We start from the raw sequence: 23,774 nt of genomic DNA, 5'->3' as shown, positions 1-23,774 counted from the left end.
GGACGGGCGGGATTGCTTGTTGAACTGCGCTCCACGCCCGCATAGGCTCGCTGCGGCAACAAGAAAACAAACGGGAAACGGCCCTTTAACCGATGCAGTCCGCCGAGCGGCCTTTGCCCTACCGCCGGGGCCTGATCATCGTCGCGACATTGGCCACCGCCTATGTCGCCAGCCATTTTTTCCGCGCCTCCAACGTCACCATCGGTCTCGACCTGATGCGCGATCTGGCCATCGGGCCGGAAGCCCTGGGGGCGCTGACCGGCGCGTTTTTCTTCGGTTTTGCCGCGATGCAGATTCCCTGCGGCTTCTTCTTCGATCGGTTCGGGCCGCGCTACACCGTGGTCGGCATGCTCATCATAGCCAGCCTCGGCGGCGCCCTGTTCACGCTGGCGCCGAGCTGGCCGGTGCTGCTGACCGGCCGGGTGCTGATGGGCGCCGGCTGCGGCGTGATGCTGATCGGCAGCATGGTGGTGATCTCCCGCTGGTTTCCGCCGGACCGCTTCTCGACGCTGACGGCCATGGTGTTGTCGATCGGCCTGCTCGGCAACCTCGCCGCCACCACGCCGCTCGCCTGGGCGTCGGAGGCGGTCGGCTGGCGCCCGGTGTTCGGCGCCGTCGTCGCCTTCACGGCGCTGGCGACTATCGCGATCTGGCTGGTGGTGCGCGACGCGCCGCCCGGTCATCCCTTCCTGAGCCGCAAGGTGGAGCCGCCCGGCGAGATGCTGAAGGGTTTGGTCGAGGTGCTGCGCAACCCGCGCCTGAAGCCGATCCTGGCGCTGAACTTCTGCAACTATGCCTGCACCTTCACCGTGCAGGGCCTGTGGGGCGGCGCATTCCTGCGCGAGGTGCATGGCTTAAGCCCGATCGCGGCCGGCAACGTCCTGCTCAGCGCCGTGATCGCCTACCAGGCCGGCATGCTCGCCTTCGGCCCGCTCGACCGCCGGCTCGACACCCGCAAGGGTATCGCGATCGGCGGCACGCTGGTGATCATTGTTCTGCTCGCGGTCCTGGCGCTGTTTTCTCACCCGCCGGCCTGGCTGCCGGTCACCGTCATCATCGCCATGGGCTTCTTCAGTGCCTCCAGCACGATGGTGATGACGCACGGCCGCGGCATCTTCCCCGATCGGCTGATCGGGCGCGGCATCTCGACCATGAACACATCAGTCATGCTCGGCGTCGCCTGCATGCAGACGCTGTCCGGAATCATCATCGGCGCGTTCGAACCGCTGGCCAGCGGCGCGCGGACGGAAGAGGCTTACCGCGCCCTGTTCGGCACATTGACGCTGGTCCTGATCGTTGCTGTCGCGATCTACAGCAGATCGCAGGATGTGAAGCCGAGTGAGGAGATGCGGGCGGTGGGGCAGTAGCCCCTGCGGCTTCATGGGTGTCGAGGGAGTTGCGACGCGCGGCAACGAGATCGGCTTCGGCACGCCTACCATTCACCGTCGATAGCGGCGGTTCCCTAGGTGCGACCGCAGCGGGAGGGCTAGTCAAGCCAGAAGGCTGATGCTGGTGAATGCAGGAGCGCGTATCCACAAGCTATCCAGCTTCGTCTGTTGTAATAATCACAACTCATGCGTTTAAGTGGTATGCCTCAAACATTGAATTGATCTCACAATTTTGAGTTTTAATGATGTCGGCCATATTCAGTGGATCTAATCCTGACGAGACACAAAAGGAATGGGATCCGGAAAGGGATGGGCACGATAGGTTTCGCGGCGGCGGCGGCGGTCGAATGCCGCCGTATAAAAACTGCAAGCACATTATCTTAGGTATCGATGGAACGTGGCAAGCTGCATATGCAGACATGTTTCAAAGCAACGTTCACCGCCTCAACGTTTCACTCAACTTCGAACAGCTCTCTGGTGATCGAAAATCGCAAATGTTTCTCTATTCTGCGGGGGTCGGAACAGCCAACGAAAGCTCCAGAGAATTTGCTGGCCTAACAGGAGAGGGTGTAAGGGAAATCGTACTTCAAGCGTACATTAACTTGGTCTCAAATTACGCGCCAGGCGACCAAATCTACTTGTTCGGGTTCTCGCGAGGGGCAGTCGCCGCCAGAATTCTTGCGGCGCTTATTTCCAGATCTGGGCTATTGAAGCCAGATTATTTGTCTCTGATCGAGCACGCTTGGATCGACTTTGTTCAAGACAGTCCACGGTTGAATTATTCTGAACTGCGCAACGTGGCTACACACTCCAATGTAAAAGTAGAGTTCTTAGGCTTGTGGGACGTTGTGGCGGGGCCTTTGTTTTCCGACACAGAAAGAAGAAAATATCGGCTCAAGCCCTTTCTTGATGAGGTAGTAAAGAAGGCAGTCCATATTGTTTCAATCGATGAGCGGCGCTGGTCTTTTGCTCCGCTACTTTGGGAAGGCTGCAGAGCAAGTCAGGCGCTTGAGCAGATTTGGTTGCCTGGAATTCATTGCGACGTCGGCGGAGGCTACCAGTCAACATTTCTCGCGACAACCAGCCTGTTGCTGATGATCGACAGGGTCGCTCATCATTGCCCCGAACTATCCTTCGATACAAACTATGTAGAAGGAACACTCCTCGGTCTCATTGAGAGTGAGGACATCGTCATAAACCACGAACGAGTTGTGAAAGAACGTAGACGAAAATTCGTTCAAGAGGTGAACTTCATCAATAGCCGCCATCCTTTGGCGGACCTGCTTGTGGGAAAATCTATCGCAATACGGAATGGCCCAGATCTCTATATTCCGGCTTTCGAAAACGGAGCTGCCATGCAGCCCATGAAATTTGCCGCTCCATATACGGATAGGGTAATTCAAGCAGTGAAACGGAAATTCGATATACTTTCATGAGCCAGACTTCAGATGGCGGCGACCATGATCGGCCTATCGCAATGGGCCTGCCTTGATCCCGGTTGCAGTGCACGATTGCCATTTCGCCCCAGCGGGAGGATGTTTCAACGCAGGCACAAGGGAGAGCGGCATGAGCAAGGCAGGTCTCGACAACCGCCAGGACGGCGAAATCAGCCACAAGCACGGCACCACCCCCATCGGCACATTGCGCAAGATTTACGGGCAAGGTTTTGCCGCCGGTTATCCCCCAACCGACAAGCTGAGCGATGTTTTGCTTCACCTGAACGAGACATCGCTGAGCCAGCTTCGCCGCGACTACAAGACCGGTCATCTGGATCACAAGATCACGAACGCCTCGGGCTGAGAGCATGCCAGTCACCATCGACTACTACATGACGCTCACCTCGCCGTTCACTTACCTCGGCAGCGCGCCGTTCGCCGAGATTGCCGAGCGAAATGGCGCGACCGTCAACATCAAGCCCTGCAAGTTCGGGCCGATCTTCGAGCAGACCGGCGGATTGCCGTTGCCGAAGCGCTCGCCGCAGCGGCGCGCTTACCGGATGATGGAGCTAAAGCGCTGGCGCGAGGTGCGGGGCATTCCGATCAATCTTGAACCGAAGCACTTCCCCTGCGACGACACTGCGGCGACCCGCCTGGTGATCGCGGCCAAGCTGCAAGGCAGGAATGCCCACAGGCTGTCGCTGGAGCTCGCCCGCGCGGTGTGGGAACGTGAGGAAACGCTCGCCGATCCCGCAGCGATCTCGTTGGCCGCCCAGCGCGCCGGCCTCGACGCCGCGGAGCTGCGCGCAGGCGGTCCTTCGGACGCCGAACTCAACGCGCTGCATGAGCAGTATACGCAGGAGGCCCTTAGCGCGGGCGTCTTCGGTGCGCCGAGCTACGTGCTGCCTTCGGGCGAAATCTTCTGGGGCCAGGACCGGCTGGAACTGCTGGAACGTGCTTTGAAGAAGCTGGCGTCTTGAGCAAGCGGCTTAACGAGCAAACGGCTTGGCCCAAAAAAGCAGGGTGCGACCGGCATCACCACGGTCGCACCCTACGTCGCCGGTCAATGGGGCAGGGGGAATAACCGGCTGCCGGGATGACTCCGAGCCCCCGGATTCGTTCCCGCGCTCCGCAGATTTTTTTCGAACACGGTTAAGTGATCGAGAAGCGCCGGACCCCCGGCGGCTCGGCTCGGGTTGTGTCCAGGTCGCCATTGGGGCGCGGGACAGAACGTCATGTCACAGATTTTCAAAGCATTTTTAGCCGCTCTCGCCATCTTTGCCACGTTTGGCGCCGTCCAGCTCGCGTCCGGCCATGACCTCACCGGCCGCCGGCAACTCGCCTCGACCGCTCCCACAGCCGACATCAACCGCGCCGCCAAGGCCGACCGCGCGGCGCTCAGAGCGGCGCAAAACCAGACCGATACGATTACGATCCGCAGCGTCGGCCTCGACGACACGTCCGTGGTGGTGCGTGTTCCCGTGGTCCAGGCGCCCGTGGTCCAAGGGCCCGTGGTTCAAGAGCCCGTGGTCCAGGAGCAGGTACGGAACCGCCCGGCACCGCCGGCCAAGCCCGGCGCCTCGAAGACGGCGATCGCCTGCGAACCGCCGGTCAGCGTTTTGACCGAGGTCGCAAAGCTGCTTCAGCCCGGCCGCTGCGTAACCTGATCGCGCCACGGTGCTGTGAAGCGAGCCGTTACCCCATCGACGGACTGCGAAGTGATTTGCTTTGCGCGCAAGCACAATCTCGACGCACACTTGCGATAAACTGGCACGACGGGCAAATCAGTCAAATCCTGTCCAGCCCTTCCCGCAAAAATATTCCGCTTAACACGCAGGCCAAATCACCGGCATAACTCCGCCCGTCTCACGGCGGATGAGGGGCGTTGGCCATCGTCACGAACGTGCGGTGAGATGCGATGGACGCGAGAGCTGCGACTGACGTGTGTGGCTCAAGCGTACGGCGAAGTCGTGTGGTCCGGACGCCGCGGTGCTGGCGTTAAGTTCTCGAGAAGCAAGCTTCTTGGGGGCGACGGTGGCAAGAAAGCCGTTCACCGGGGAGAGCTCGAAGTAAGCCGTAAAGCCATTGCGCAGGGAAGGCCGGGATGCTCCGCCTGTACCTGTATGCTCGTGTGCGCGTTCCTTGTGCGCAATTGCACACGAGACCGCGGGTGCAGCGCGCACCCGGTCTTCCCTGCGCCCTCTGACAAAGAGGGCGGGAAGTAGATAGCAAACCTCGGGCGCAATGCGTCGCGAGATCGCGGATGTATGTCGGCTCGTCGATCACACCTGAAAAATCCTTTCGTCGTCCCTGCGAACGCACTAGCGTATCTACACATCTTTCGAGTCGAAAAACTGACTCAAGATCAAGGACTTGGTTGTTAACCTGCGACCGAATTTCTTGCGTCTAGCCTAGCGCTGACGTGCGATTTCTCGGCATTCTCGCGGTAACTCTTTGAGAAGACTCCAGAAGATGTGTAGATGCCCTAGTGCGAACGCAGGGACCCATAGCCACCGGCCGAAGTGGTTTCGTAAGGTCGTAGTTACCTTGTCTTTTCTAGCAAGAACTGCCGCGGGGTATGGGTCCTTGCGCCCCGTGCGCAATTGCGCACTAGGCAGGGACGACGATGGAGCGGTTGCTGCGGTAACGCAGACAAACCGGCTCGCCTACTCCGCTGGTGCTTCGCTGGTACTGCTGCTGGCATTGGCGCGGCTGGCGAGAAATCCCAGCGCCAGTCCGCCGACGGCGAGGATCGGGATCAGCTTCTTGACGCCGATGGCGCGGATCACCTGGATGCCGGCCGCAACCAGCATCGGATCGGAGAGCATGGTCTGCGCGGTGGACTTCGCCATCTTCGCCGCCTGTTCGGCGCGCGCCTCGATCTGCTTCTTGCGCACCATGTAGCTGCCGGCCGCGATCAGAGTGACCACGAAGAAGAAGCCCGCGCCGGTCAGGCAGGCCTGCACCGGGCCGTAATTTTGCAGAACGAACACGAAGGCGGCGGCGCACAGAAATGCGGCGGTGATGAGCAACGCCATCGCCGCGGCCGCCGCCAGCGATGTCAGCCGCAGCGTGCTGCTGGCCGAATTCTTGAAATCGTCAATCCATCGCTGAAACATGGCCAAGCCTCGATCTGAAACGCCTCGATCTGAAAACAACAGCGCAACAAACCATGGCGCGCGCCATCATTACCGACGCGACAACGATCTGCGCCCGGGTCCAAGACTACCTGCGCCAAAACTACCTGCGCCACGTCAAGCCGATCAGCAAGCCTATGCCGAGAGCGAGGCCCACGGCTGCCAGCGGACGCTGCGTAATGGCGTCTTCCAGCGTCTCCTCGATGGACGAGGCTGCGTCTTGAGCGGCATCCATCATCGCGCTGCCGCGTTCGGACACATCTTCCACAGCCTGTTCCGCATTGGCGCGCGCCTGCTTGTAGCCGCGCCGCGCCTGCTTGCTGGCGGTGCCGGCAAAACTGTTGAGAGCGTCGGTGATTTGCTCGGTCAGGGCTGCGATATCGTTTTTCACGGCGATTACATCCTTCTGCAGGCGTTCATAGGTCGCTTTGTCGGTCGGATTTCTCGCCGCGGCTTCACCGTTCGTCGTCGACATCGAAAGCTCCCAGGTACTGAAATCAGGTGCGGAACAAACGCCCCGTCGAAGGGGAAGTTCCCGATGCGGAGTTTGCTAGTCCTCCGGCAACTGCGGCGAATCGACCGGCGTCAGATGCTCCTTCACGATCAGCGCGACGATCAGGAGCGGTGACGACAGGAACGCGCCCATCGGGCCCCACAGCCAGGTCCAGAACGCAAGCGTCAGAAACACGGCGAGCGCGTTCAGCGCCAGCCGGCGCCCGACGATCGTCGGCGTCAGGAAATGGCCCTCCAGAAAGGTCATCACTGCAAACATGGCCGGCGCCAGCAGGCCGGCGCCGATGGTCGGAAATGCGACGAGACCGACCACGACCAGGACGGCGAACATCGCCACCGGGCCGATGATCGGAATGAAATTCAGGATCGCAGCCAGCGCGCCGAGACTGGCCGGATTGGGCATGCCCGTGAGCGCACAGATCAGCCCGGTGGCGATGCCGACGCCGATATTGATCGTGGCCACCACCAGGAGGTAGTTGCCGAGATGGTCCTCGATCTCGTTGAGGATCCGCAGCGTCCGCAGCCGCCACGTCCGCTCGCCGAAATTCATGATCAAGGCCCGGCGCAATTCGCGCCAGCTCGCGATGAACAGGATCAGCGTCGCGATGAACAGCAGGAATTCGGCAAAGGTCGGCGACAGGAATTCCAGTGTCGGCTGCACCCAGTCGACCTTCGGCAGATGCAATGTCGTCAGCGTGTCGGGACCGCCCAGCAAGCTCTGCAACTCCTGCCAGAGCGCGAGCGGCCGGTCGAACACGTACATTTTCTCCTTCAGCCGCGCCCCGAGCTCCGGCAGTTTGCTGCTCCATTCGATGGCGGGCGAGGCGATCAGGCCGACCATAAAGGCCGAGCCTGCGCTGACGGCCGCCACGATCAGCACGGCCGCGACCGCGCGCGGGATGCGGTAGCGCTCCAGGAAACTGGCGGCCGGCGAGAGCATGGTGCCGACGATGAAGGCCATCGTGATCGGCAGAAAGAACGCCTTGGCCAGATAAAGTCCGGCGATGACGCATATGATCAGCAGGCCAACGAGGGCGATGGCCACCACTTCCGTGCGGCGGATCACCGGCGGAAATTCGGTCTTGCTGTCAGGGACCGGCGCGCCTCCCCGCTTGGCGGGCGAAGGCTTGGTGGGAATGACGCTCACAATGGCTTTCCCTCGCCCGAAACGGCGATGACACGGCAAAGGCGACGTCGCAAACCGGACTGCGAGCATAACGTGACGCGAACGCGCGGGTTCCAATCGCGCAGGCGTGAGCGGTGTCGCATCAGGCGCGCTGTGGCGTGGCGTCGGCCGCACGGAACCGCCGGGCCGCAGCCGCGTTTGTTGGTGCAGAGCATCCAATGATGCCCACATCCAGCGGGGCAGGCCCATGACACAGTCCACCGATCGCCGGCTTTCGTCGCGCGTGGCAAGCGCGCTCGTCCTCGTCAGCGCCGTCTTGCTGACGCCGTTAGTGACCTCGAGCGCTGCGAGTGCGCAGACGCTCGGCTACGCTTCGACCCAGCCGAATGGATATCCCGCCGATGAGGTGATCGCGTCGGACGAGGGTGCAACGCCCGAGCGGCTTCGCCGCGCCGTCGTCGCCTTTGGTACGGCGGAGGCGCCCGGCACCATCATCATCGATACCGGCAACACCACGCTCTACTACGTGCTCGGACAGGGCCGTGCCATCAGGTACGGCGTCGGCGTCGGCCGCGAAGGCTTTACCTGGTCCGGGGTGCAGACCATCAGCCGCAAGGCGGAATGGCCGGACTGGCATCCACCTGGCGCGATGATCGCGCGCCAGCCCTATCTGCCGCGCTTCATGGCCGGCGGTCCCGGCAATCCGCTCGGCGCGCGGGCGATGTATCTCGGCACCAGCCAGTACCGCATTCACGGCACCAACGATCCCTCGACGATCGGGAAATTCGTCTCGTCGGGATGCATTCGCCTGACCAATGAGGACGTCACCGATCTGTTCAGCCGGGTCGATGTCGGCACCAAAGTCGTGGTGCTGCCGAAGAACGCGCCGGTCATGGCGCGAGGCGGGGATACCAGGACCGGCATCGCGGCTCGTCCAGCCGGCGCGCATCTGCGCCCGGCCGCGGCCGCGCCTTCGGGCCGCCAGGCAATGAACCTTATTGCACCGCAAGTAAACTGAATGGATGCGTCGTGTTGCGTGACAGGAGAAGCTTGATGCGATCGGGAAAACTCACAGCATGGGGGGCAGCCGCGCTGATGTGCGCCTCGGTGCTGGCGCCGGCCGCGCAGGCCCAGGACTTCTTCTCGCAACTGTTCGGCGGCCTCGGCCGCCCGCGCCATCAGCCCTATATCCAGATGCCGTTCGGCAACGACGATGGCCAGGTCTACGCGCCGCGCGGCGAGGGGCGTGGCCGCTATGGCGGCGGCGGCCAGGCGTTTTGCGTGCGGACCTGCGACGGCCGTTATTTCCCGGTCACCGCATCAGACAATGCCAGCCGCGCGGGGTCCTGCAACGGTTTCTGCCCGGCGAGCGAAACCAAAGTGTTTTACGGCAGCAGCATCGACAACGCGACCGCCGAGAACGGCAAGCCCTACTCGGAGCTGCCGAACGCCTTCCGCTATCGCAATGAACTCGTGGCGGGCTGCACCTGCAACGGCAAGGACCAGGTCGGGCTGGCGCCAGTCAAGATCGAGGACGACCCGACGCTACGCAAGGGCGACATCGTCGCTGGCGAGAACGGCCTTCTGGTCGCAGGCCGCAGCGGCGACAGGCGCGGTGCGGAACTGAATTTCTCACCCGCCTCCGACAAGGTCCGCGCCAAGTATGGCCGTGTGCCCGTGGTGGCGCGGGAGTAATCACGAGCTGTCATGGCCGGGCTATCCATCGCCTTCGTAGGAATCTTGTGAAGATGGATGGATGCCCCGGTCAAGCCCGGGCATGACAGTAACGACTTACGCCGCGCGGATCTTGCCGAGGAAATCAGTGACCTGATTGCCCAGTTGCTGGCTCTGTGTCTCCAGCGTCCGGGAAGCCTGCTTCACATCCTCGGCGGCGGCGGCCGCCGCGTCCGCATCGGCCTTCACGCCGGTGATGTTGTCGGACACGTTCTTGGTGCCTTGCGCCGCAAATTGCGTCGAGCGCGTGATCTCTTGCGTGGCCGCGCCCTGTTGCTGCACGGCGGCGGCAATCGCGGTCGCGACCTCGTTGACCTCGCCGATGATGCTGCCGATGCCCTTGATGGCGTCGATGGCTTCGCCCGCGACCCGCTGGATGTCGGAGATCTGCTCGGAGATTTCCTCCGTCGCCTTCGCCGTCTGGCTCGCCAGCGATTTGACTTCGGAGGCGACCACCGCGAAGCCGCGGCCGGCCTCGCCGGCGCGTGCGGCCTCGATGGTGGCGTTGAGCGCTAGGAGGTTGGTCTGGGCGGCGATGGTGTTGATGAGACCGACGACCTCACCGATCCGCCCCGCCGATTGGGCGAGCCCCTGGACGGTGCCGTCGGTGTTGCGCGCCTGGCCGACCGCGCGGCTGGCGATGCTCGCCGCATGCGCCGCCTGCTGGCTGATGTCATTGATCGAGGCGCTGAGCTCTTCGGAAGCCGCGGCAACCGTCTCGACGCTCATCGAGGCCTCGCCGGAAGCCTTGCCGGCGATCTGCACGCGCTCGTTGGTCTGGCGCGAAATCGTCGACAGGCCGGCCGAAGTGGTCCGCATCTGGCCGGAAGCGTCGCCGAGCTGGTTGAGCGTCTGGCGCACCATGCTCTCGAACTCGCCGACATAGCTCTCGATCGCCTGTTGCCGCGCCATGGCGCCGGCGTTGCGCTCGCGCTCCTGCGCCTCGATCCGGGCCTTGTCGGCCGCCTGCTGCTTGAAGGTCTCGAGCGCGCCGGCCAGCGCGCCGATTTCGTCGTGGCGCGCGGCGTAGCCGGTATCGACGTGGAGGTCGCCGGCCGCGACCTTCAGCATGGCATCGCGCATGATGTGCAGCGGCTTGATGACGCGGCGGGTGACGATCGCCATGGCGCCGAACGCGAGCGCCAGCGCGCCGGCCAGCAGCGCGAGCTGCATCGCCAGCGAACGCTGGGCGGTGGAGCGCAAATGCGCGGCGTGATCCTTGGCGGCGTCGAGGGCGGCTTCGGCCACGCCTACGGCGGTGGCGAGACGTCCGACCGTGACCGGAGTCCATTGGTTCGGGGTCAATTCCGCCTTCTCGCCGGCCGCAATCTGCGTGAGCAGCCGATCGCGCAAGGCGAGATATTGCGGCTCGAAATAGCCGGTTTTGGTCGCGGCCATGGCGGCGGAAATCGGCGGAGGCAATTGCATCCCCGCCGCCGTCAATTCCAGCGCACTCCATGCGGCGTCGATGCCGCCGGCATATTTGGTATAGGCGAGCTTCGCCTCCGGCGTGATCTTGCCGGAGCTGAGCCCGATCGAGACGATCAGCGACGCTTCGCCGGCGGTGTTGCGCAACAGCCACGCGATCTGCTTGATCGCGAGCAACTGGTCGATCGTTGCATCCTGGTGATTGATGGCGGCGGCAACCGACCCGGACAGCTTGTCGAGCGTATCCAGCATCGCGGTCGCCGTGTCCATATACTCCTTGGCCAGTGTCTGGCGGCGCGAAGCCTTCGGCTTGCCCATCGCTTCCCAGAACTCCTTCTGCAGCGAGGTCATCGCCTTGAGCAGGCGCTCGAACTCGGGCACCAGCGTCTGCTTCTGCGCGAAGTCGATGCCGCCGAGCAGGCCGAGCGCGTTGTTCATCGCCGGCATTTCGATGTCGCGAATGTTGCGCAGGTACTTCTCGATGTCGGCTTCCATCGGCGCGTCGGAATTCAGCAGCCGGTTGGTCGTGGAGCGGTCGGTGCGCAGATTGTGCATTGCCTTGAACATGTTTGCGGAGGCATCCGCGATCACGGCGATGCGGCTCGCGGCCTGCAAGCGGCCCCAGGAGTCCCAGGCGTTGAGCGAAAATCCAACCACCACGCAGAAGGAGGTGACGAGGATGACGGTCTTCAGCAGCGCGGATACGGTCAGTCGGTTCAACATGATGGTCCCCCAAGACGCCCGGCCATTTGGAGGGACAACGGTAAAGACTTAGGCAGTTTGGAGCCGGGTAGTACTACGGGGTCATTGAAAACGCTTGCGATTTTTGCCGGGAGATTTGCAGTTCCCCAACCGGAACCTGCCGCGCAGGTTCACGTTAACAAACCGCTACCAGCGCATTTTTCGGCGAGTGCCGAAGGGGGGACCCGCATGCTTATAAATGTACTCATCACGTTCCTGGTCGTTATTCTCGTTCTCTATCTCATCAACCTGCTGCCGCTCGACGGCCGCGCCAAGCAGATTGCCCGTGTCGTCGTGATCATCCTCGGGGTGATCTCGCTCTTGAAATACATCGCCGTAATCTAGAGCCGATCAACAGAACGAAAAAGCCCCGGCACATGCCGGGGCTTTCATGCTCAGAAGCGTGACCTACTTCAACGTCCGGAACCAGTCGTCCACGTCCTTGTGGATCTGGTCCTTGGCAAAGCCGTAGCGCTGCTGCAGCTTGCCCTCGAGTTGCTCGCGGCGGCCCTCGATCACGTTGAGATCGTCATCGGTGAGCTTGCCCCACTTCTCCTTGGCGGAGCCCTTGAACTGCTTCCAGTTTCCTTCGATCCTGTTCCAATCCATCATCCCCTCCTGTAATCGAGATGTAAGCATCCGCCCAAGGCCGCGGGAGACTCTGGTCCGAACTCCAGGCCGGCCGTGCAATGATGTGTGGACGGCGTATTTTCCGCGATTGACGGCCGGTTCGTGCGATGGCCTCGTTTCTATCAAGGAGCGAGGTTATGCTGATCGAAGAGCAGCTTCGGGAGCGGCTAAAGAAGGTGGAAGCGCTATATTTCGGCGCGACCACTGCGGGAGAACGTGATGCCGCCGAAGCCGCGGCAGAGCGGCTGAAGGCCAAGCTCGAGGAGGCCTGCCGCCGCGATCCCGCCGTCGAGATGAAGTTCAGCTTGCCGGACCAATGGTCGGTCCGATTGTTCATCGCCTTGTGCCGGCGTTATGGCATTCGGCCGTTCCGATATCCGCGGCAGCGCTCGACGACGATCATGGTCAGGGCACCGCGCCGCTTTTTCGACACCGTGGTGTGGCGGCAGTTTTCTGACCTGCACACGGACCTCTGGCTCTATTTCGAGCAGACGACGGAGCGGCTGATCCGGGAGGCTATCCACGCCGATACTGCGGACGCCGAGACCGCAGTCGAGCCGGCCAGCCTGCGATGATGCGCATCATGCCGCCATCCCAGTTCGTTCGGGTGCGACACTCCAATTCCACGCCAGAAGATCGCGCAGCCCGTCGATGCCGTTTTGACCCGACGTGATAGTTAGGCTGCCTGAGCGGCGGCGGGATTTGACGCCGTGCGTTTCCATTCCCAGGGCAGCAGCTCATGGAGCCGCCCCTGCGGGATGCCGGCGATGCGGCCGAGTACGTCGGCAAGCCAGGCCAGCGGATCGATATCGTTGAGCTTCGCCGTCATGATTAGCGTGGCCATGGCAGCGGCACGATCGGCACCGCGTTCGGAGCCGGCGAACAGCCAGGATTTGCGTCCCAGAGCAAAGCCGCGCAGCGCGCGTTCGGCCGCGTTGTTGGTGAGGCAGATCCGGCCGTCGTCGATGAATCGCGCAAACCGGTCCCAACGCTTGAGCATGTAGTCGATCGGCTCGACAACGGAGGCCGAGCGCGACAGGCGGGCACGCTCCTCCCGCAGCCAGGCTTCCAGGGCCGTCACAAGAGGGGCGCTCTGCTCCTTGCGGACGCGCCGCCGCTCGTCAGCGACAAGGCCATTGATGCCGCGCTCGATATCAAACAGCATATCGATGCGCCTGACGGCCTCCAGCGCGACAGGCGAGATCGCGGCTGCCTTCTTGCCACGCCGGGCATTGGCGGCAATATCAGCCAACTCGAAGAACTGCCGCCTTGCGTGCGCCCAACACAGCGCCGATGTGATCGGCCCCGGCAAGCGGAACGCCGCGTAAAGCTCGTTGTACCCGTCATAAGCGTCGGCCTGCAGAATGCCGGCGAAGTCGCGAAGATGCCGGACGGGATGTTCGTGCCGTCGGTCGCGCGAGGCGTAATACAGCGCCGCCGGCGGTGCCCGACTGCCGAAGGAACGATCGTCACGGACGTAGGTCCAGATGTGCCCCTTGACCGTCTTGCCCTTCGCCAGGATCGGGATCGTGGTGTCGTCACCGTGCAACCGTTCCGCGGCCAGGACATGGGCCTCGATCAGCGCGTGGAGTGGCTGCAGCACCGTCGTGCAGGCGCCCACCTGGTCGGCCAGTGTCGATACGCTCAGATCGATCCCCTCGCGGGCATATCGCTCGCTCTGCCGGTTCAGCGGCTGGTGCTGGCCGAACTTCTCGAACAGGATCATGGCCAGAAGGTTCGGCCCAGCGAAGCCGCGCGGCGTCACATGGAACGGTGCCGGTGGCTGCGCGATCGTCTCGCAGCTCCGGCAGGAGAATCTCTCCCGCACCGTCTGGATCACCTTCCAGGACCTGGGAACGACCTCCAGCGTCTCAGTGACGTCCTCGCCGAGCTTCGACAGCTTCGCCGAGCCGCAGCAGGGACAATTCTCGGGCGCAGCAATCACCACGCGCTCACGCGGCAAATGCTCGGGAAAGGGTTTGCGCGAAGGTCGCCTGCGCTCGAACGACTTGACCGTCTCCGTTCGCGCCGCCGCTTTCTCCGCTGCCAGTTCATCCTCGGTTGCGGCGGCCTCCAGGTCTTCCAGTTGCAGTTCCATCTGTTCGAGAAGCCGCGCCGTGCGTTCCGAGCGGCTGCCGTAGAGTTCGCGCCGCAGCTTCTCGATCTGGAGTTTCAGATGGGCGATCAGCGCTTCATGGCTGGAGAGGTCCGCCTGAGCGGTGGCCGCCTCGGCTTTGGCGCCCGCCGCAACAGCTTCCGCTTCCACTCGCGCGGCGCGCTCCGCGAGGATCATCGCGTGGGCGGCAGCAAGATCGGACGGAAGCGATTCAGACGCGGGTTTCACAAGGCGATGGAATCACATCCATCATCGCCTGCAAGCCAAATCCATCATCCCACCGACGTCGGACGCCAACTTTCCTGCGGATGGCGCCAATCGATCCCCGACAGCAGATAGCCGAGCTGCGCCGGAGAGATCGTTATCGCGCCGTCCGCCACGCTCGGCCACAAAAAGCGGCCTCGCTCCAGCCGCTTCGTGAACAGGCACGCGCCTTGGCCGTCGTGCCAGATCACCTTCAACAGATCGCCCCGACGTCCCCGGAAGCAGAACAGATGACCGCTCAGCGGATCGCGCCGCAGCACCTCCTGCACCAGCAACGACAGGCTCGCAAACCCCTTCCTCATATCGGTGTGGCCGGTCGCGAGCCAGACCCGCACCCCCTGCGGAAGTGGGATCATGGGCGCTCCAACACATCGAGAACCCGGCGAAGCGCCGCCGCATCGACACCAGTGTCGACGATCACGCGAGGCCCGTGCATCAGCACGATCTCGATCCGGCCTGATGCCGTGGTCAGACAGGACGGAGATGGCACGTTCTCCGCAGGGACGACATGTTCCGGCACCGACGTCTGACTGCCCGCCAGGGATTCGCCTCGGATAATCGCCGGTGCAAACACTGTGGTCTCATCCGCCTCGACAAGCCGGCCTTCCCGAGCCAGCCGGCGCCACGTGAACAATTGGCTCGCGGACAGCCCGTTTCGCCGCGCCGTCACCGACACAAGCCGTGGCCCGCTATAGCTCTCCGCCACGATCCGGTGCTTCGCGTCCAATGTCCAACGGCGCCGGGCTCCCGTCGAGATAACGTCAAGCCGAGAGGTCTTCGGAATAGGCGTATGCTCAGTCATACGCCTATGTCTTCACCGTCACATCATTTCAGGCAAGGCGGCCTTCGCCGGAGGAATACATCGAGATGACGATCAACGGACAAAAAGCTCAGGCGTTCCTCCAAGACCGATGCGGCATCGTGACCGGCGATCCGGCGACTCCAGAGACGTCGCCGTCGATCTAATTCCTGATCGTGCCGGCGAAGCCCAGCACAAAGATCTGGATGATCATGATGACCTCTCAGTTCGACAGGCGGGTGCGCTGCACGCTTATCGTGGCGTTGCCGGAATTGTCCTTGTAGAAATAGTCGCGCTTCCACGGCCATCCCCACGCCGCATCGTTGGCGTACAGGAACAGTTCTCCGCTTCGCTTCGGAGTGATCTGAACGTCGAGCTTGTTGGTCCGGGTATCCTCGTCAGGTTCCAGCACGCGCTCGTCACTTCCCATCGATCCGACGCGCGCGATGATCTTGAACGGCTCCACGAACAGGTGACGCTTGAGGGGCCATTTGATCGCCTCCGTCACCTTGGCGACAAAACCTGAATTCAACCTGCCGCGGGTACTGACAACGGTGCCGTCGCCGTCTCGCCAGGCGTGATCCCTGTCCTTCGGATCGGGTGGCGTCACGGTGATGGTGTATTTCTGACCCTGCTCAAGCCAGATGCCCGTCGCGTGGCAGACCTCGCTAATATCCAGTTGCTTCAGCTTTGCGCCGACCGGGCCTATTTCGCAGGTAAAGGGACAGGTGGCGACGCTGGCGATTCGCGTTGAGAGCGGCTTGCCAGGTTCGGCTGGATTGGCCACCCGGCACACCGGCATGTCGTAACTGCAGTTGGCCCTGCGATCGTCGCAGTTGGGCTTGCGCATGGGGTCACAGACGGGTTGACCTTCTCCGCAAAACACGTCGCGGCCGTTGCTGCATTTCGGTGGGTCACCCGGTTTTGGACAGGAGGCAATGCCCGGAGAAACACAGGCGCCCAGACCTTGATCCGTAACCCTTGCGCCGCGGGCAATGGCGTTCGTGATATTGTCGCTCTGGCTGCAGACCCTTCCGCTGGCTTCCTCGAAGCTGAAAACGAGATGGCTGCCGAACAGGACAGCAAGCACAATAAAGCTGCAGGCAAACACCAACGGCAGTATGAAGAGCTTCAGGCCGCGAACCGTTGCTCGGTATGGTCGCCACGTGCGCAGATGGTAGACCATACCATTTGGGGTGAACAGCGCGATCCAGGTTGCCACCATGATAGCGGCGACCGAGTGGCTGATGTGAGCGGCCAGAAATTGCTCTCCGCTCCTGGGCAGGCGTATCCAGGCCGGCAGATGAGCCTGTCCAACGAGATAGGCGATGACCACAAGACTGATGACGCCACAAGCGATCCCGAGCTTTGACGGAGCTGCCGTCGGAGCGGAACGCCAGACACGCTCCATTCTGTCTTCGATTTTTCTTCCGAGCCTGACGCCAAGCCAGATCAGCAAAATGACGAGCAGCCCTAGCACCAGAAAATGACTGGGGTCGCGCGCATAGGCGTTGATCCACAGCGCAAGGCCTCCCGGCAGAACATGACCGACAGCCCTGATGGCTCCGGATACCAGGCTTAGCGGACTGGTGAATTCGCCCGAACTGGGGATGATGCGCGACAGTGGATAGATCGCGATATAGAGCGAAGCGAACACGGTAACGAAGTAGATGATGCGTCGCCGCCAGACGTCGTTCCAGATTTGCTCCTGCATGTCGCATCGCGCCGCTGCCTGCGCCTGGGTCTCCAGGTTTGCCTGCGGCTGGTTGCCGGCGTCGGTAAGGAGGTCATACCGCTGCGGGATGCCGATCGGCGCATATCGATGAGCGCCCCTCTGCGCGCGGATGATCGCCGTCTCGTGAATGGTTGGCGGATTGTTGTCGACACGATCGCCTTCGCGAAGTGAGAATCGCATATGGCTCAGGTCCTCGATCCGTCGCGGACCATAGCGGTAGTAACCACCGAGCCCGTTGCGGGAATCGTACAACCGGCCGTCCTTGTCGCGGCGCCATTCTGCATAGGCCATCATGTCGGGATCGGGATTGGTCGGCTGGCTCGGAATGGTCTTGAACTGCAGGCCGAGCGACTGGGCCTCCCGCATCATCCAATAGAGCGGAATATAGGCGAGCGAGTCGTCAGGGTAGCCGCCGCCGACGTTGGAATGAACGCCGGCAAACCAAACCTGGCTTAGACGCTCGCGCGGCACGCCCTGCTCGTTCCAGAGCACGGGATGGAAGGTTGTCCGCTCGTCGTCAAGCGACAGGGCGTGGCAGGCGCGCTGGATTCGCGGGTCGAAATTTCGATTGGGCAGCTCAAGCGGCCAGATATACTGGCTGACGCCGCGCGCCATCTCATCGATCGGTAATCCGTAGGCAGCGACCGTGTCCCAGACACCCACGAAGTCGATGCGTTCAACAGGTCGGTTCTGTGCCTTGTCGTAGCGTTTACCCGCCAAATAGAGGACAGCGTCGCGAAGCTTCCGAAATGGCCACTCAAGGCGCAGGAACGTATGGAAGCGCTCGGCACGATAGGCGCGATAGGCCATCACCGCCTTTTCGTAGAGCTCCGCCTTGGTCGCTCCGGTGACGAGCCCCTGGTGCAATACCAGGCCGATGACGACACGCATGGTGAAAGCGCCGCGGCTGAAGCCGAAGCCGAATATCTGATCGCCCGGTTGGTAGTTTGCGCAAAGGAATTTATAGATGTCGAGAACGTTGCGCTTGAGGCCCCATCCGAACACGCCGCCCAGGATCGCAAGCGGCTTGAAAGATGAGGTGCCGACGCCGTCATCGTAAAAGGCGACCTGATCGTTTCCCCTGAGATCAAGGCTCTCGAACACGCGCCAGACGTTGGACTTCCAGACCTTGCTGGCCGAATTGCCGGTGCCATCCGACAACAGGATGATGCGCTTGGACATGGATTGCCCCCGAAGAAAAAGCGATTTTGAAAATCAGCCCAGCCAAAATCAATAAAGCCAAAATCAATAATGAGAATGCCGCGTCCTTGCCGGACGCGGCATTCAAATACTGCCTCAGGTTGAGTATCCGCGCAAGTCACTGGCCGCAATCCGGGCCGTGATGCGGTTCGGGATCAGCGGGCTGCTTGCCCACCGAGCGGTGCAACGAAAAAGCCCCGGCATTTGCCGGGGCTTTCGAAAACGTCGCGCTTATCAGCCCGCGGCCTTCGCCTCGCGGCGGCGCGCGGTGAGGATGTATTCGGTGTAGCCGTTCGGCTGCTCGCGGCCCTTGAACACGAGGTCGCAGGCGGCCTGGAAAGCGACACCGTCGAACGAAGGCGCCATCGGCTTGTAAAGCGGGTCGCCGGCATTCTGCTTGTCGACCACGACCGCCATGCGCTTCAGCGATTCCATCACCTGGTCCCTGCTGACAACGCCATGCGCCAGCCAGTTCGCCAGATGCTGGCTGGAAATGCGCAACGTCGCGCGGTCTTCCATCAGGCCGACGTCATGGATGTCGGGCACCTTGGAGCAGCCGACGCCCTGGTCGATCCAGCGCACGACATAGCCGAGGATGCCCTGGCAGTTGTTGTCGATCTCCTGCTTGACGTCGTCGGGCGCCCAGTTCGACTGCGACACCGGGATGGTGAGGATGTCGGAAAGCTTTGCGCGCTGGCCGCCCTTGGCGAGTTCCTGCTGGCGGGCCTGTACGTTGACCTGGTGGTAATGCAGTGCGTGCAGCGTGGCGGCGGTCGGAGAGGGCACCCATGCGGTGGTCGCGCCGGCCTGCGGATGGCCGAGCTTCTGGGTGAGCATGTCGGCCATCTTGTCGGGCGCCGCCCACATGCCCTTGCCGATCTGGGCATGGCCGGGCAGGCCGTCGATCAGGCCCATGTCGACGTTCCAGTCTTCATAGGCCTTGATCCAGGGCTGCGCCTTCATGTCGTTCTTGCGGATCATCGGCCCCGCTTCCATCGAGGTATGGATCTCGTCGCCGGTGCGGTCGAGGAAGCCGGTATTGATGAAGCAGATGCGCTTCGACGCATTCTGGATGCAGGCCTTGAGGTTGATTGTGGTGCGGCGCTCCTCGTCCATGATGCCGACCTTCATGGTGTTTTCCGGCAGGGCGAGCAGCTTCTCGACCTCGCCGAAAAGCTCGCACGTTAGCGCGACCTCGTCGGGGCCGTGCATCTTCGGCTTGACGATGTAGACCGAGCCAGTGCGGCTGTTCTTGGTCTTTGACGAACCCTTGAGGTCGTGGATCGCGAGCAGGCCGGCCACCGCAGCGTCGAGCAGGCCTTCCGGAATCTCCTCGCCCTTCTCGTCGAGAACGGCGTCGGTGAACATATGATGGCCGACATTGCGCATCAAGAGCAGGCTGCGGCCATGCAGAGTCAGCTGCTTGCCGTCGGGCGTCTTGTAGACGCGGTCGGGGTTGAGCGAACGCTTCAGCGTCTTGCCGCCCTTCTCGAAATCGGCCGAGAGCGTGCCGTTCATCAGGCCGAGGGTGTTGCGATAGACCAGCACCTTGTCTTCGGCATCGACAGCAGTCACCGAGTCTTCCATGTCGAGAATGGTGGAGACCGCCGATTCCAGGATCATGTCGGCGACGCCGGCTGGATCGTCCTTGCCGATCGCATGGTTGCGGTCGATCTTGACCTCGACATGCATGCCGTTGTTGACCAGCAGGATCGCGGAAGGTTGCGCGGCATCGTCCTGGAAGCCTGCAAACTGCTCAGCCGACTTCAGCGCGGTGGCATTGCCGCTCTTCAGCTTCACGGCAAGCTGGCCGGCGATGACGCTGTACGACGTCACGTCGGTGTGGCTGCCGGTCGCGAGTGGCACAGCCGCATCGAGGAAGGCCTTGGCCTTGGCGATCACCTTGTCGCCGCGCGCTTTGTTGTAACCCTTGCCGCTCTCGCTCGGGTCATGCGGGATCGCGTCGGTGCCGTAGAAGGCGTCATAGAGGCTGCCCCAGCGCGCGTTCGCCGCGTTCAGGGCGTAGCGGGCATTGGTCAGGGGGACGACGAGCTGCGGTCCGCAGATCTTGCCGATTTCCTCGTCGACGTTGGCGGTCTCGACTGTCTTGGTCGCCGGCTCCGGCAGGAGGTAGCCGATCTCCCTGAGGAAGGCCGTGTATGCGTTCATGTCGAACGGCTTGCCCTTGTTGGCGCGATGCCAGCCATCGATCTTGGCCTGCAGCGCGTCGCGGAAGGCGAGCAGTTCACGATTTTTCGGCCCCAGCTTTTTGACGATGGCCGCGACGCCTGCCCAGAACGCGTCGGGGGAAATTCCGGTCTTGGGGGTCGCCTCCTTGGCGATGAAATCGAACAGGGCAGGGGCGATCTTCAATCCGTGGGCATCGACACGATTCATGATGGGCTTTCTCAAAAGAAATGGCGTTTACACGCTGTTTTCAGGCGAAAAGCAGCAAAAAACGCGCCAAAGGGGCAGCGTTGGCCGCCCTTTTAGCCCTAAAGCCGGGTCGATGAGAAGGCCCCAAAAGGCCTAGATGTTAGCCGCGAGGTCCACCAGCTCGTCGAATAAAATACCGGTCTCCGCCAGCATCCGCTCGATCTCGTCGGTCGCATCCGAAACCGTGCGGGTCGAGGTGTCGATGCTCAGCTCCGCCCGGGCCGGTGGCTGATAGTCATTGCCGATTCCGGTGAAGGCCTGCAGCGTGCCGGCGCGCGCCTTGGCGTAATGGCCCTTGGGGTCGCGGCTCTCGCAGATCTCGGCCGGCGTTGCGACATAGATCTCGCGGAACGTGGTGTCGGCGATGCGGCGGGCGGCGGCACGATCATCCGCCGACGGTGACACCGCGGCGACAACGGCGATATGTCCGTTGCGCGCCAGATGGGTCGCGACTTCGGCGAGCCGCCGGATGTTTTCGGTGCGGTCCAGCGCCGAGAAGCCGAGATCGCCGTTGAGACCGGCGCGCAGCGTATCGCCATCCAGCAGAATGGGCGAGCCGCCACGCGAAAACAGTCGGCGCTCCAGTGCACGCGCCAGCGTCGATTTGCCGGAGCCGGGCAGGCCGGTCAGCCAGATCACCGCTCCGTTGTGGCGGTAGCGCGCCGAGCGTTCCTCGGGACGCAGTGCGGATTCGACCGGCACGATGTCGATCGGGACGGCGCGCTGCCCGGCGTCGACCGACAGCACGAGGCCGCCGCCGGCGATGCGGCCGTTGACTTCGATCACCAGCCGCCCGGTGCGCGGATTATCCTGATAGGGATCGGCCGCGATCGGCTGCGCCAGCGAGATATCGATTTCGCCGACGTGATTGCGCGCGATCGCCTTGGTCTCCTCGTTGGAGAGTTCGCCGGGATCGACGGCCTTCTCGATCGCGACCACACTGGCGCGGCTTTCCCGCGTGCCGAGGCGGATCAGGATCTGATCGCCCTTCGACAGGGGCTTGTCGTGCAGCCAGAAGATCCGCGCCCGAATTCGCCGCGTATCGCGCGGGGTCGCGCCCACATGGGCGATGACATCGCCGCGTTCGATGAACAATTCACGGTCCAGCGTGATGCCGACCGAGCGCCCGGCGCCGTGACTGCCCATGAGCGGCGTCACCGGCCAGCTCTCGACGGTTTTGATCTTCGCGATCTTGCCGGCGGGCATGATGACGATTTCGTCGCCGGCGCTCAAGCTGCCGGACTCGATACGGCCCGCAACGATGCGGCGATCGTCGAATTTGTAGATCGCCTGCACCGGAAGGCGCAGCGCCAGCTGCTCCAGCGGCCGCGCCGGCTCGAGCGCGTCGAGCGCCTCGACCACGGTCGGCCCCTGGTACCAGCCGATCTGCGGTGTGTGCTCGGCAACGCCGTCGCCGTCACGCGCGGAAATCGGAATCACCGCTGACGGCGTCACGCCGAGGCCGATCAGATGCGCCGAAATCTCGTCGCTGATCTCCTTGAATCTGTCAGCACTGAAATCGACGCGGTCCATCTTGTTGACGACAATCGCGACCTGTTTGATGCCCAACAGATGCAGCAGATAACCGTGCCGCCGGGTCTGGTCGCGCACGCCTTCGAGCGCATCGATGATCAGCACGGCGCCATCGGCCTGCGAGGCACCGGTGATCATGTTGCGAAGGAATTCGGCGTGGCCGGGCGCGTCGATCAGCACGACGTCGCGCGAGCGGGTGCGGAAGCGGATTTGCGTGGTGTCGATGGTGATGCCCTGGTCGCGCTCGGTCTGCAGCGCGTCGAGCAGGAACGACCATTCGAACGGCATGCCGCGCCGCGCGCTGACCGCCTTCAGCATCTCCAGCTTGCCATCGGGCAGGCTGCCGGTCTCGTGCAGCAGGCGCCCGACCAACGTGGATTTGCCGTGATCGACGTGGCCAACGATGACGATGCGAACCTGCGGTCGCGTCGTGCCGTTTGGCATCGACGTGGTGCCGTTCGGCGTGGCCGAGACGCTTGCGGGGAGGATCATGTTCATTGCGACGCTCACACCAATTGTCCGTCAGAGATAGCCGGCGACACGCAGCCGCTCGAAAGCGTCTTCGGTCTCGTGATCCAGTGCGCGGCCGGCGCGCTCAGGCACCTTGGTGCCGTCAAGCTCGGTCAGGATTTCATCGATGCTCGACGCGGTGGAAGCCACCGGGTTGGTGATGTCCTGATCGCCCAGCGAGCGATAGCGCTTGCCGTCCTTCGAAAGATAGAGCGGGATGATCGGAATGTTTTCACGCTTGGTGTAGGCCCAGATGTCAGCCTCGGTCCAATGCAGGATCGGGTGGATGCGCAGATGCGCGCCGGGCGGCGGCGAGGCGTTGAACTGGTCCCAGAATTCCGGGGGTTGATCGCGCACATCCCAGCCGCCTTCGAGCCCGCGCGGCGAGAACACGCGCTCCTTGGCGCGGGTCGCCTCTTCATCGCGGCGAATGCCGGCGATCAAGCCGTCGAAACCATATTTGGTCAGCGCCCACTTCAGCCCTTCGGTCTTGCGCGCGGCGGAGCGCGCGGCCGGCGGCAGGGTCGGATCGACGGCGTCGATCGGCGGGCAGGGCTCGATCTTGAGATCGAGGTCCCACTCCTTGCCGAAGCGATCGCGGAACGCATACATCTCGGGAAATTTCTTGCCGGTGTCGACGTGCAGCGCTGGAAACGGCACGCGGCCGAAGAAGGCCTTGCGCGCCAGCCAGATCATCACGTTGGAATCTTTCCCCAGCGACCACAGCAGCGCGAGCTTCTTCAACCGCGCGAACGCCTCCCGCAGAATGTAGATGCTCTGCGCCTCGAGCTCGTCGAGATGGTCCATCGAGGGAGGCGGCAGCCGTCCGTCGGCAAAAATTTGTGGGACGGCGGAGCCATTCGCGACGTCGGCGCCGCGCAACCGGTCTTTGTTGGAGTCGGGGTTGAGAAGATGCATCTCTGGGCCTTGGCCTCGGGGGGCGAAAATTCTATAGTTGCGGTGCAATAGAGAAGAAATAATTTTCTCTTTGCGAGCGTTGAACGACACATATATAGAAAATAATTCCAGTCAACCCCGAAGTGGGGGA

21 protein-coding genes are annotated in these 23,774 nt (G+C 62.7%); 9 read left to right on the top strand and 12 right to left on the bottom strand.

The window, feature by feature from the left end; genetic code table 11:
- Positions 1-92 precede the first annotated feature (92 nt).
- From V1279_RS29875 to V1279_RS29855, 5 genes are all read left to right on the top strand, one after another.
- Positions 93-1,367 (top strand): MFS transporter, encoded by a 1,275-nt coding sequence (locus V1279_RS29875; RefSeq protein ID WP_334443393.1) that lies wholly within the window; start codon positions 93-95, stop codon positions 1,365-1,367.
- Positions 1,368-1,633: 266 nt separating this feature from the next.
- Positions 1,634-2,824 (top strand): DUF2235 domain-containing protein, encoded by a 1,191-nt coding sequence (locus tag V1279_RS29870; protein ID WP_334443391.1) that lies wholly within the window; start codon positions 1,634-1,636, stop codon positions 2,822-2,824.
- Positions 2,825-2,954: 130 nt separating this feature from the next.
- The gene (locus tag V1279_RS29865; RefSeq protein ID WP_334443389.1) at positions 2,955-3,188 is read left to right on the top strand and encodes a hypothetical protein; all 234 of its coding nucleotides are present in this window, start codon (positions 2,955-2,957) and stop codon (positions 3,186-3,188) included.
- 4 nt (positions 3,189-3,192) lie between these two features.
- Entirely contained in the window at positions 3,193-3,804 is a 612-nt protein-coding gene (locus V1279_RS29860) for a 2-hydroxychromene-2-carboxylate isomerase (protein WP_334443386.1), read from the top strand.
- A gap of 255 nt (positions 3,805-4,059) precedes the next feature.
- Positions 4,060-4,491, top strand: coding sequence for a hypothetical protein (locus V1279_RS29855; RefSeq protein ID WP_334443383.1), 432 nt, complete (start codon positions 4,060-4,062; stop codon positions 4,489-4,491).
- Positions 4,492-5,490: 999 nt separating this feature from the next.
- Here the strand turns inward: V1279_RS29855 and V1279_RS29850 are convergent.
- The 3 genes from V1279_RS29850 to V1279_RS29840 all read right to left on the bottom strand — a co-directional run bounded on the left by V1279_RS29850 (position 5,491) and on the right by V1279_RS29840 (position 7,621).
- Positions 5,491-5,943 carry a hypothetical protein gene (locus tag V1279_RS29850; RefSeq protein ID WP_334443380.1) on the bottom strand — a complete coding sequence of 151 codons (453 nt, stop codon included), beginning with the start codon at positions 5,941-5,943 and terminating at the stop codon, positions 5,491-5,493.
- A gap of 121 nt (positions 5,944-6,064) precedes the next feature.
- On the bottom strand, positions 6,065-6,436 hold the full coding sequence (locus V1279_RS29845; RefSeq protein WP_334443377.1) for a DUF883 family protein: 372 nt from the start codon (positions 6,434-6,436) through the stop codon (positions 6,065-6,067).
- Between the two features lie 75 nt (positions 6,437-6,511).
- Complete coding sequence (locus V1279_RS29840; RefSeq protein ID WP_334443375.1) at positions 6,512-7,621, bottom strand: AI-2E family transporter; 1,110 nt, start codon at positions 7,619-7,621, stop codon at positions 6,512-6,514.
- 226 nt (positions 7,622-7,847) lie between these two features.
- On the opposite strand from V1279_RS29840, the gene V1279_RS29835 reads away from it, so the two are divergent.
- Positions 7,848-8,618 carry a L,D-transpeptidase gene (locus tag V1279_RS29835; RefSeq protein ID WP_334443373.1) on the top strand — a complete coding sequence of 257 codons (771 nt, stop codon included), beginning with the start codon at positions 7,848-7,850 and terminating at the stop codon, positions 8,616-8,618.
- Positions 8,619-8,653: 35 nt separating this feature from the next.
- Positions 8,654-9,295 (top strand): DUF2865 domain-containing protein, encoded by a 642-nt coding sequence (locus tag V1279_RS29830; protein ID WP_334443370.1) that lies wholly within the window; start codon positions 8,654-8,656, stop codon positions 9,293-9,295.
- Positions 9,296-9,391: 96 nt separating this feature from the next.
- On the opposite strand, the gene V1279_RS29825 is transcribed toward V1279_RS29830, so the two are convergent.
- Positions 9,392-11,485, bottom strand: a complete 2,094-nt coding sequence (locus V1279_RS29825; protein WP_334443367.1) for a methyl-accepting chemotaxis protein — start codon at positions 11,483-11,485, stop codon at positions 9,392-9,394.
- A gap of 207 nt (positions 11,486-11,692) precedes the next feature.
- On the opposite strand from V1279_RS29825, the gene V1279_RS29820 reads away from it, so the two are divergent.
- Positions 11,693-11,848, top strand: a complete 156-nt coding sequence (locus tag V1279_RS29820; protein WP_334443364.1) for a Thivi_2564 family membrane protein — start codon at positions 11,693-11,695, stop codon at positions 11,846-11,848.
- Positions 11,849-11,911: 63 nt separating this feature from the next.
- Here V1279_RS29820 and V1279_RS29815 read toward each other — a convergent pair whose 3' ends face one another.
- On the bottom strand, positions 11,912-12,112 hold the full coding sequence (locus tag V1279_RS29815; RefSeq protein ID WP_334443361.1) for a CsbD family protein: 201 nt from the start codon (positions 12,110-12,112) through the stop codon (positions 11,912-11,914).
- Positions 12,113-12,270: 158 nt separating this feature from the next.
- Here V1279_RS29815 and V1279_RS29810 point away from each other — a divergent pair, with 158 nt between their 5' ends.
- Positions 12,271-12,708: a hypothetical protein gene (locus tag V1279_RS29810; protein WP_161855475.1), complete on the top strand. Its 438-nt coding sequence runs from the start codon at positions 12,271-12,273 to the stop codon at positions 12,706-12,708.
- A gap of 101 nt (positions 12,709-12,809) precedes the next feature.
- On the opposite strand, the gene tnpC is transcribed toward V1279_RS29810, so the two are convergent.
- The 7 genes from tnpC to cysD form a co-directional block, all read right to left on the bottom strand.
- On the bottom strand, positions 12,810-14,426 hold the full coding sequence (tnpC, locus tag V1279_RS29805; protein ID WP_334446238.1) for an IS66 family transposase: 1,617 nt from the start codon (positions 14,424-14,426) through the stop codon (positions 12,810-12,812).
- A gap of 95 nt (positions 14,427-14,521) precedes the next feature.
- Entirely contained in the window at positions 14,522-14,869 is a 348-nt protein-coding gene (gene tnpB, locus V1279_RS29800; RefSeq protein WP_334433644.1) for an IS66 family insertion sequence element accessory protein TnpB, read from the bottom strand.
- Positions 14,866-15,240 (bottom strand): IS66-like element accessory protein TnpA, encoded by a 375-nt coding sequence (gene tnpA / locus V1279_RS29795; protein ID WP_334433643.1) that lies wholly within the window; start codon positions 15,238-15,240, stop codon positions 14,866-14,868. Before tnpA ends, tnpB begins: the two co-directional genes overlap by 4 nt.
- Before the next feature lie 295 nt (positions 15,241-15,535).
- On the bottom strand, positions 15,536-18,229 hold the full coding sequence (locus V1279_RS29790) for a DUF2235 domain-containing protein (RefSeq protein ID WP_334443358.1): 2,694 nt from the start codon (positions 18,227-18,229) through the stop codon (positions 15,536-15,538).
- A gap of 252 nt (positions 18,230-18,481) precedes the next feature.
- Complete coding sequence (locus V1279_RS29785; protein WP_334443356.1) at positions 18,482-20,644, bottom strand: malate synthase G; 2,163 nt, start codon at positions 20,642-20,644, stop codon at positions 18,482-18,484.
- A gap of 132 nt (positions 20,645-20,776) precedes the next feature.
- Complete coding sequence (gene cysC, locus V1279_RS29780; protein ID WP_334443354.1) at positions 20,777-22,714, bottom strand: adenylyl-sulfate kinase; 1,938 nt, start codon at positions 22,712-22,714, stop codon at positions 20,777-20,779.
- A 24-nt stretch (positions 22,715-22,738) separates the two neighbouring features.
- Positions 22,739-23,533, bottom strand: coding sequence for a sulfate adenylyltransferase subunit CysD (gene cysD / locus V1279_RS29775; protein ID WP_057854570.1), 795 nt, complete (start codon positions 23,531-23,533; stop codon positions 22,739-22,741).
- Positions 23,534-23,774: the final 241 nt, after the last annotated feature.

It is taken from the genome of Bradyrhizobium sp. AZCC 1610 (assembly GCF_036924515.1).
In the GTDB taxonomy this organism is placed as follows: Bacteria; Pseudomonadota; Alphaproteobacteria; order Rhizobiales; family Xanthobacteraceae; genus Bradyrhizobium.
Note: the sequence above shows the minus strand (reverse complement) of the source record. Positions and strands in the feature narration are given on the sequence as shown.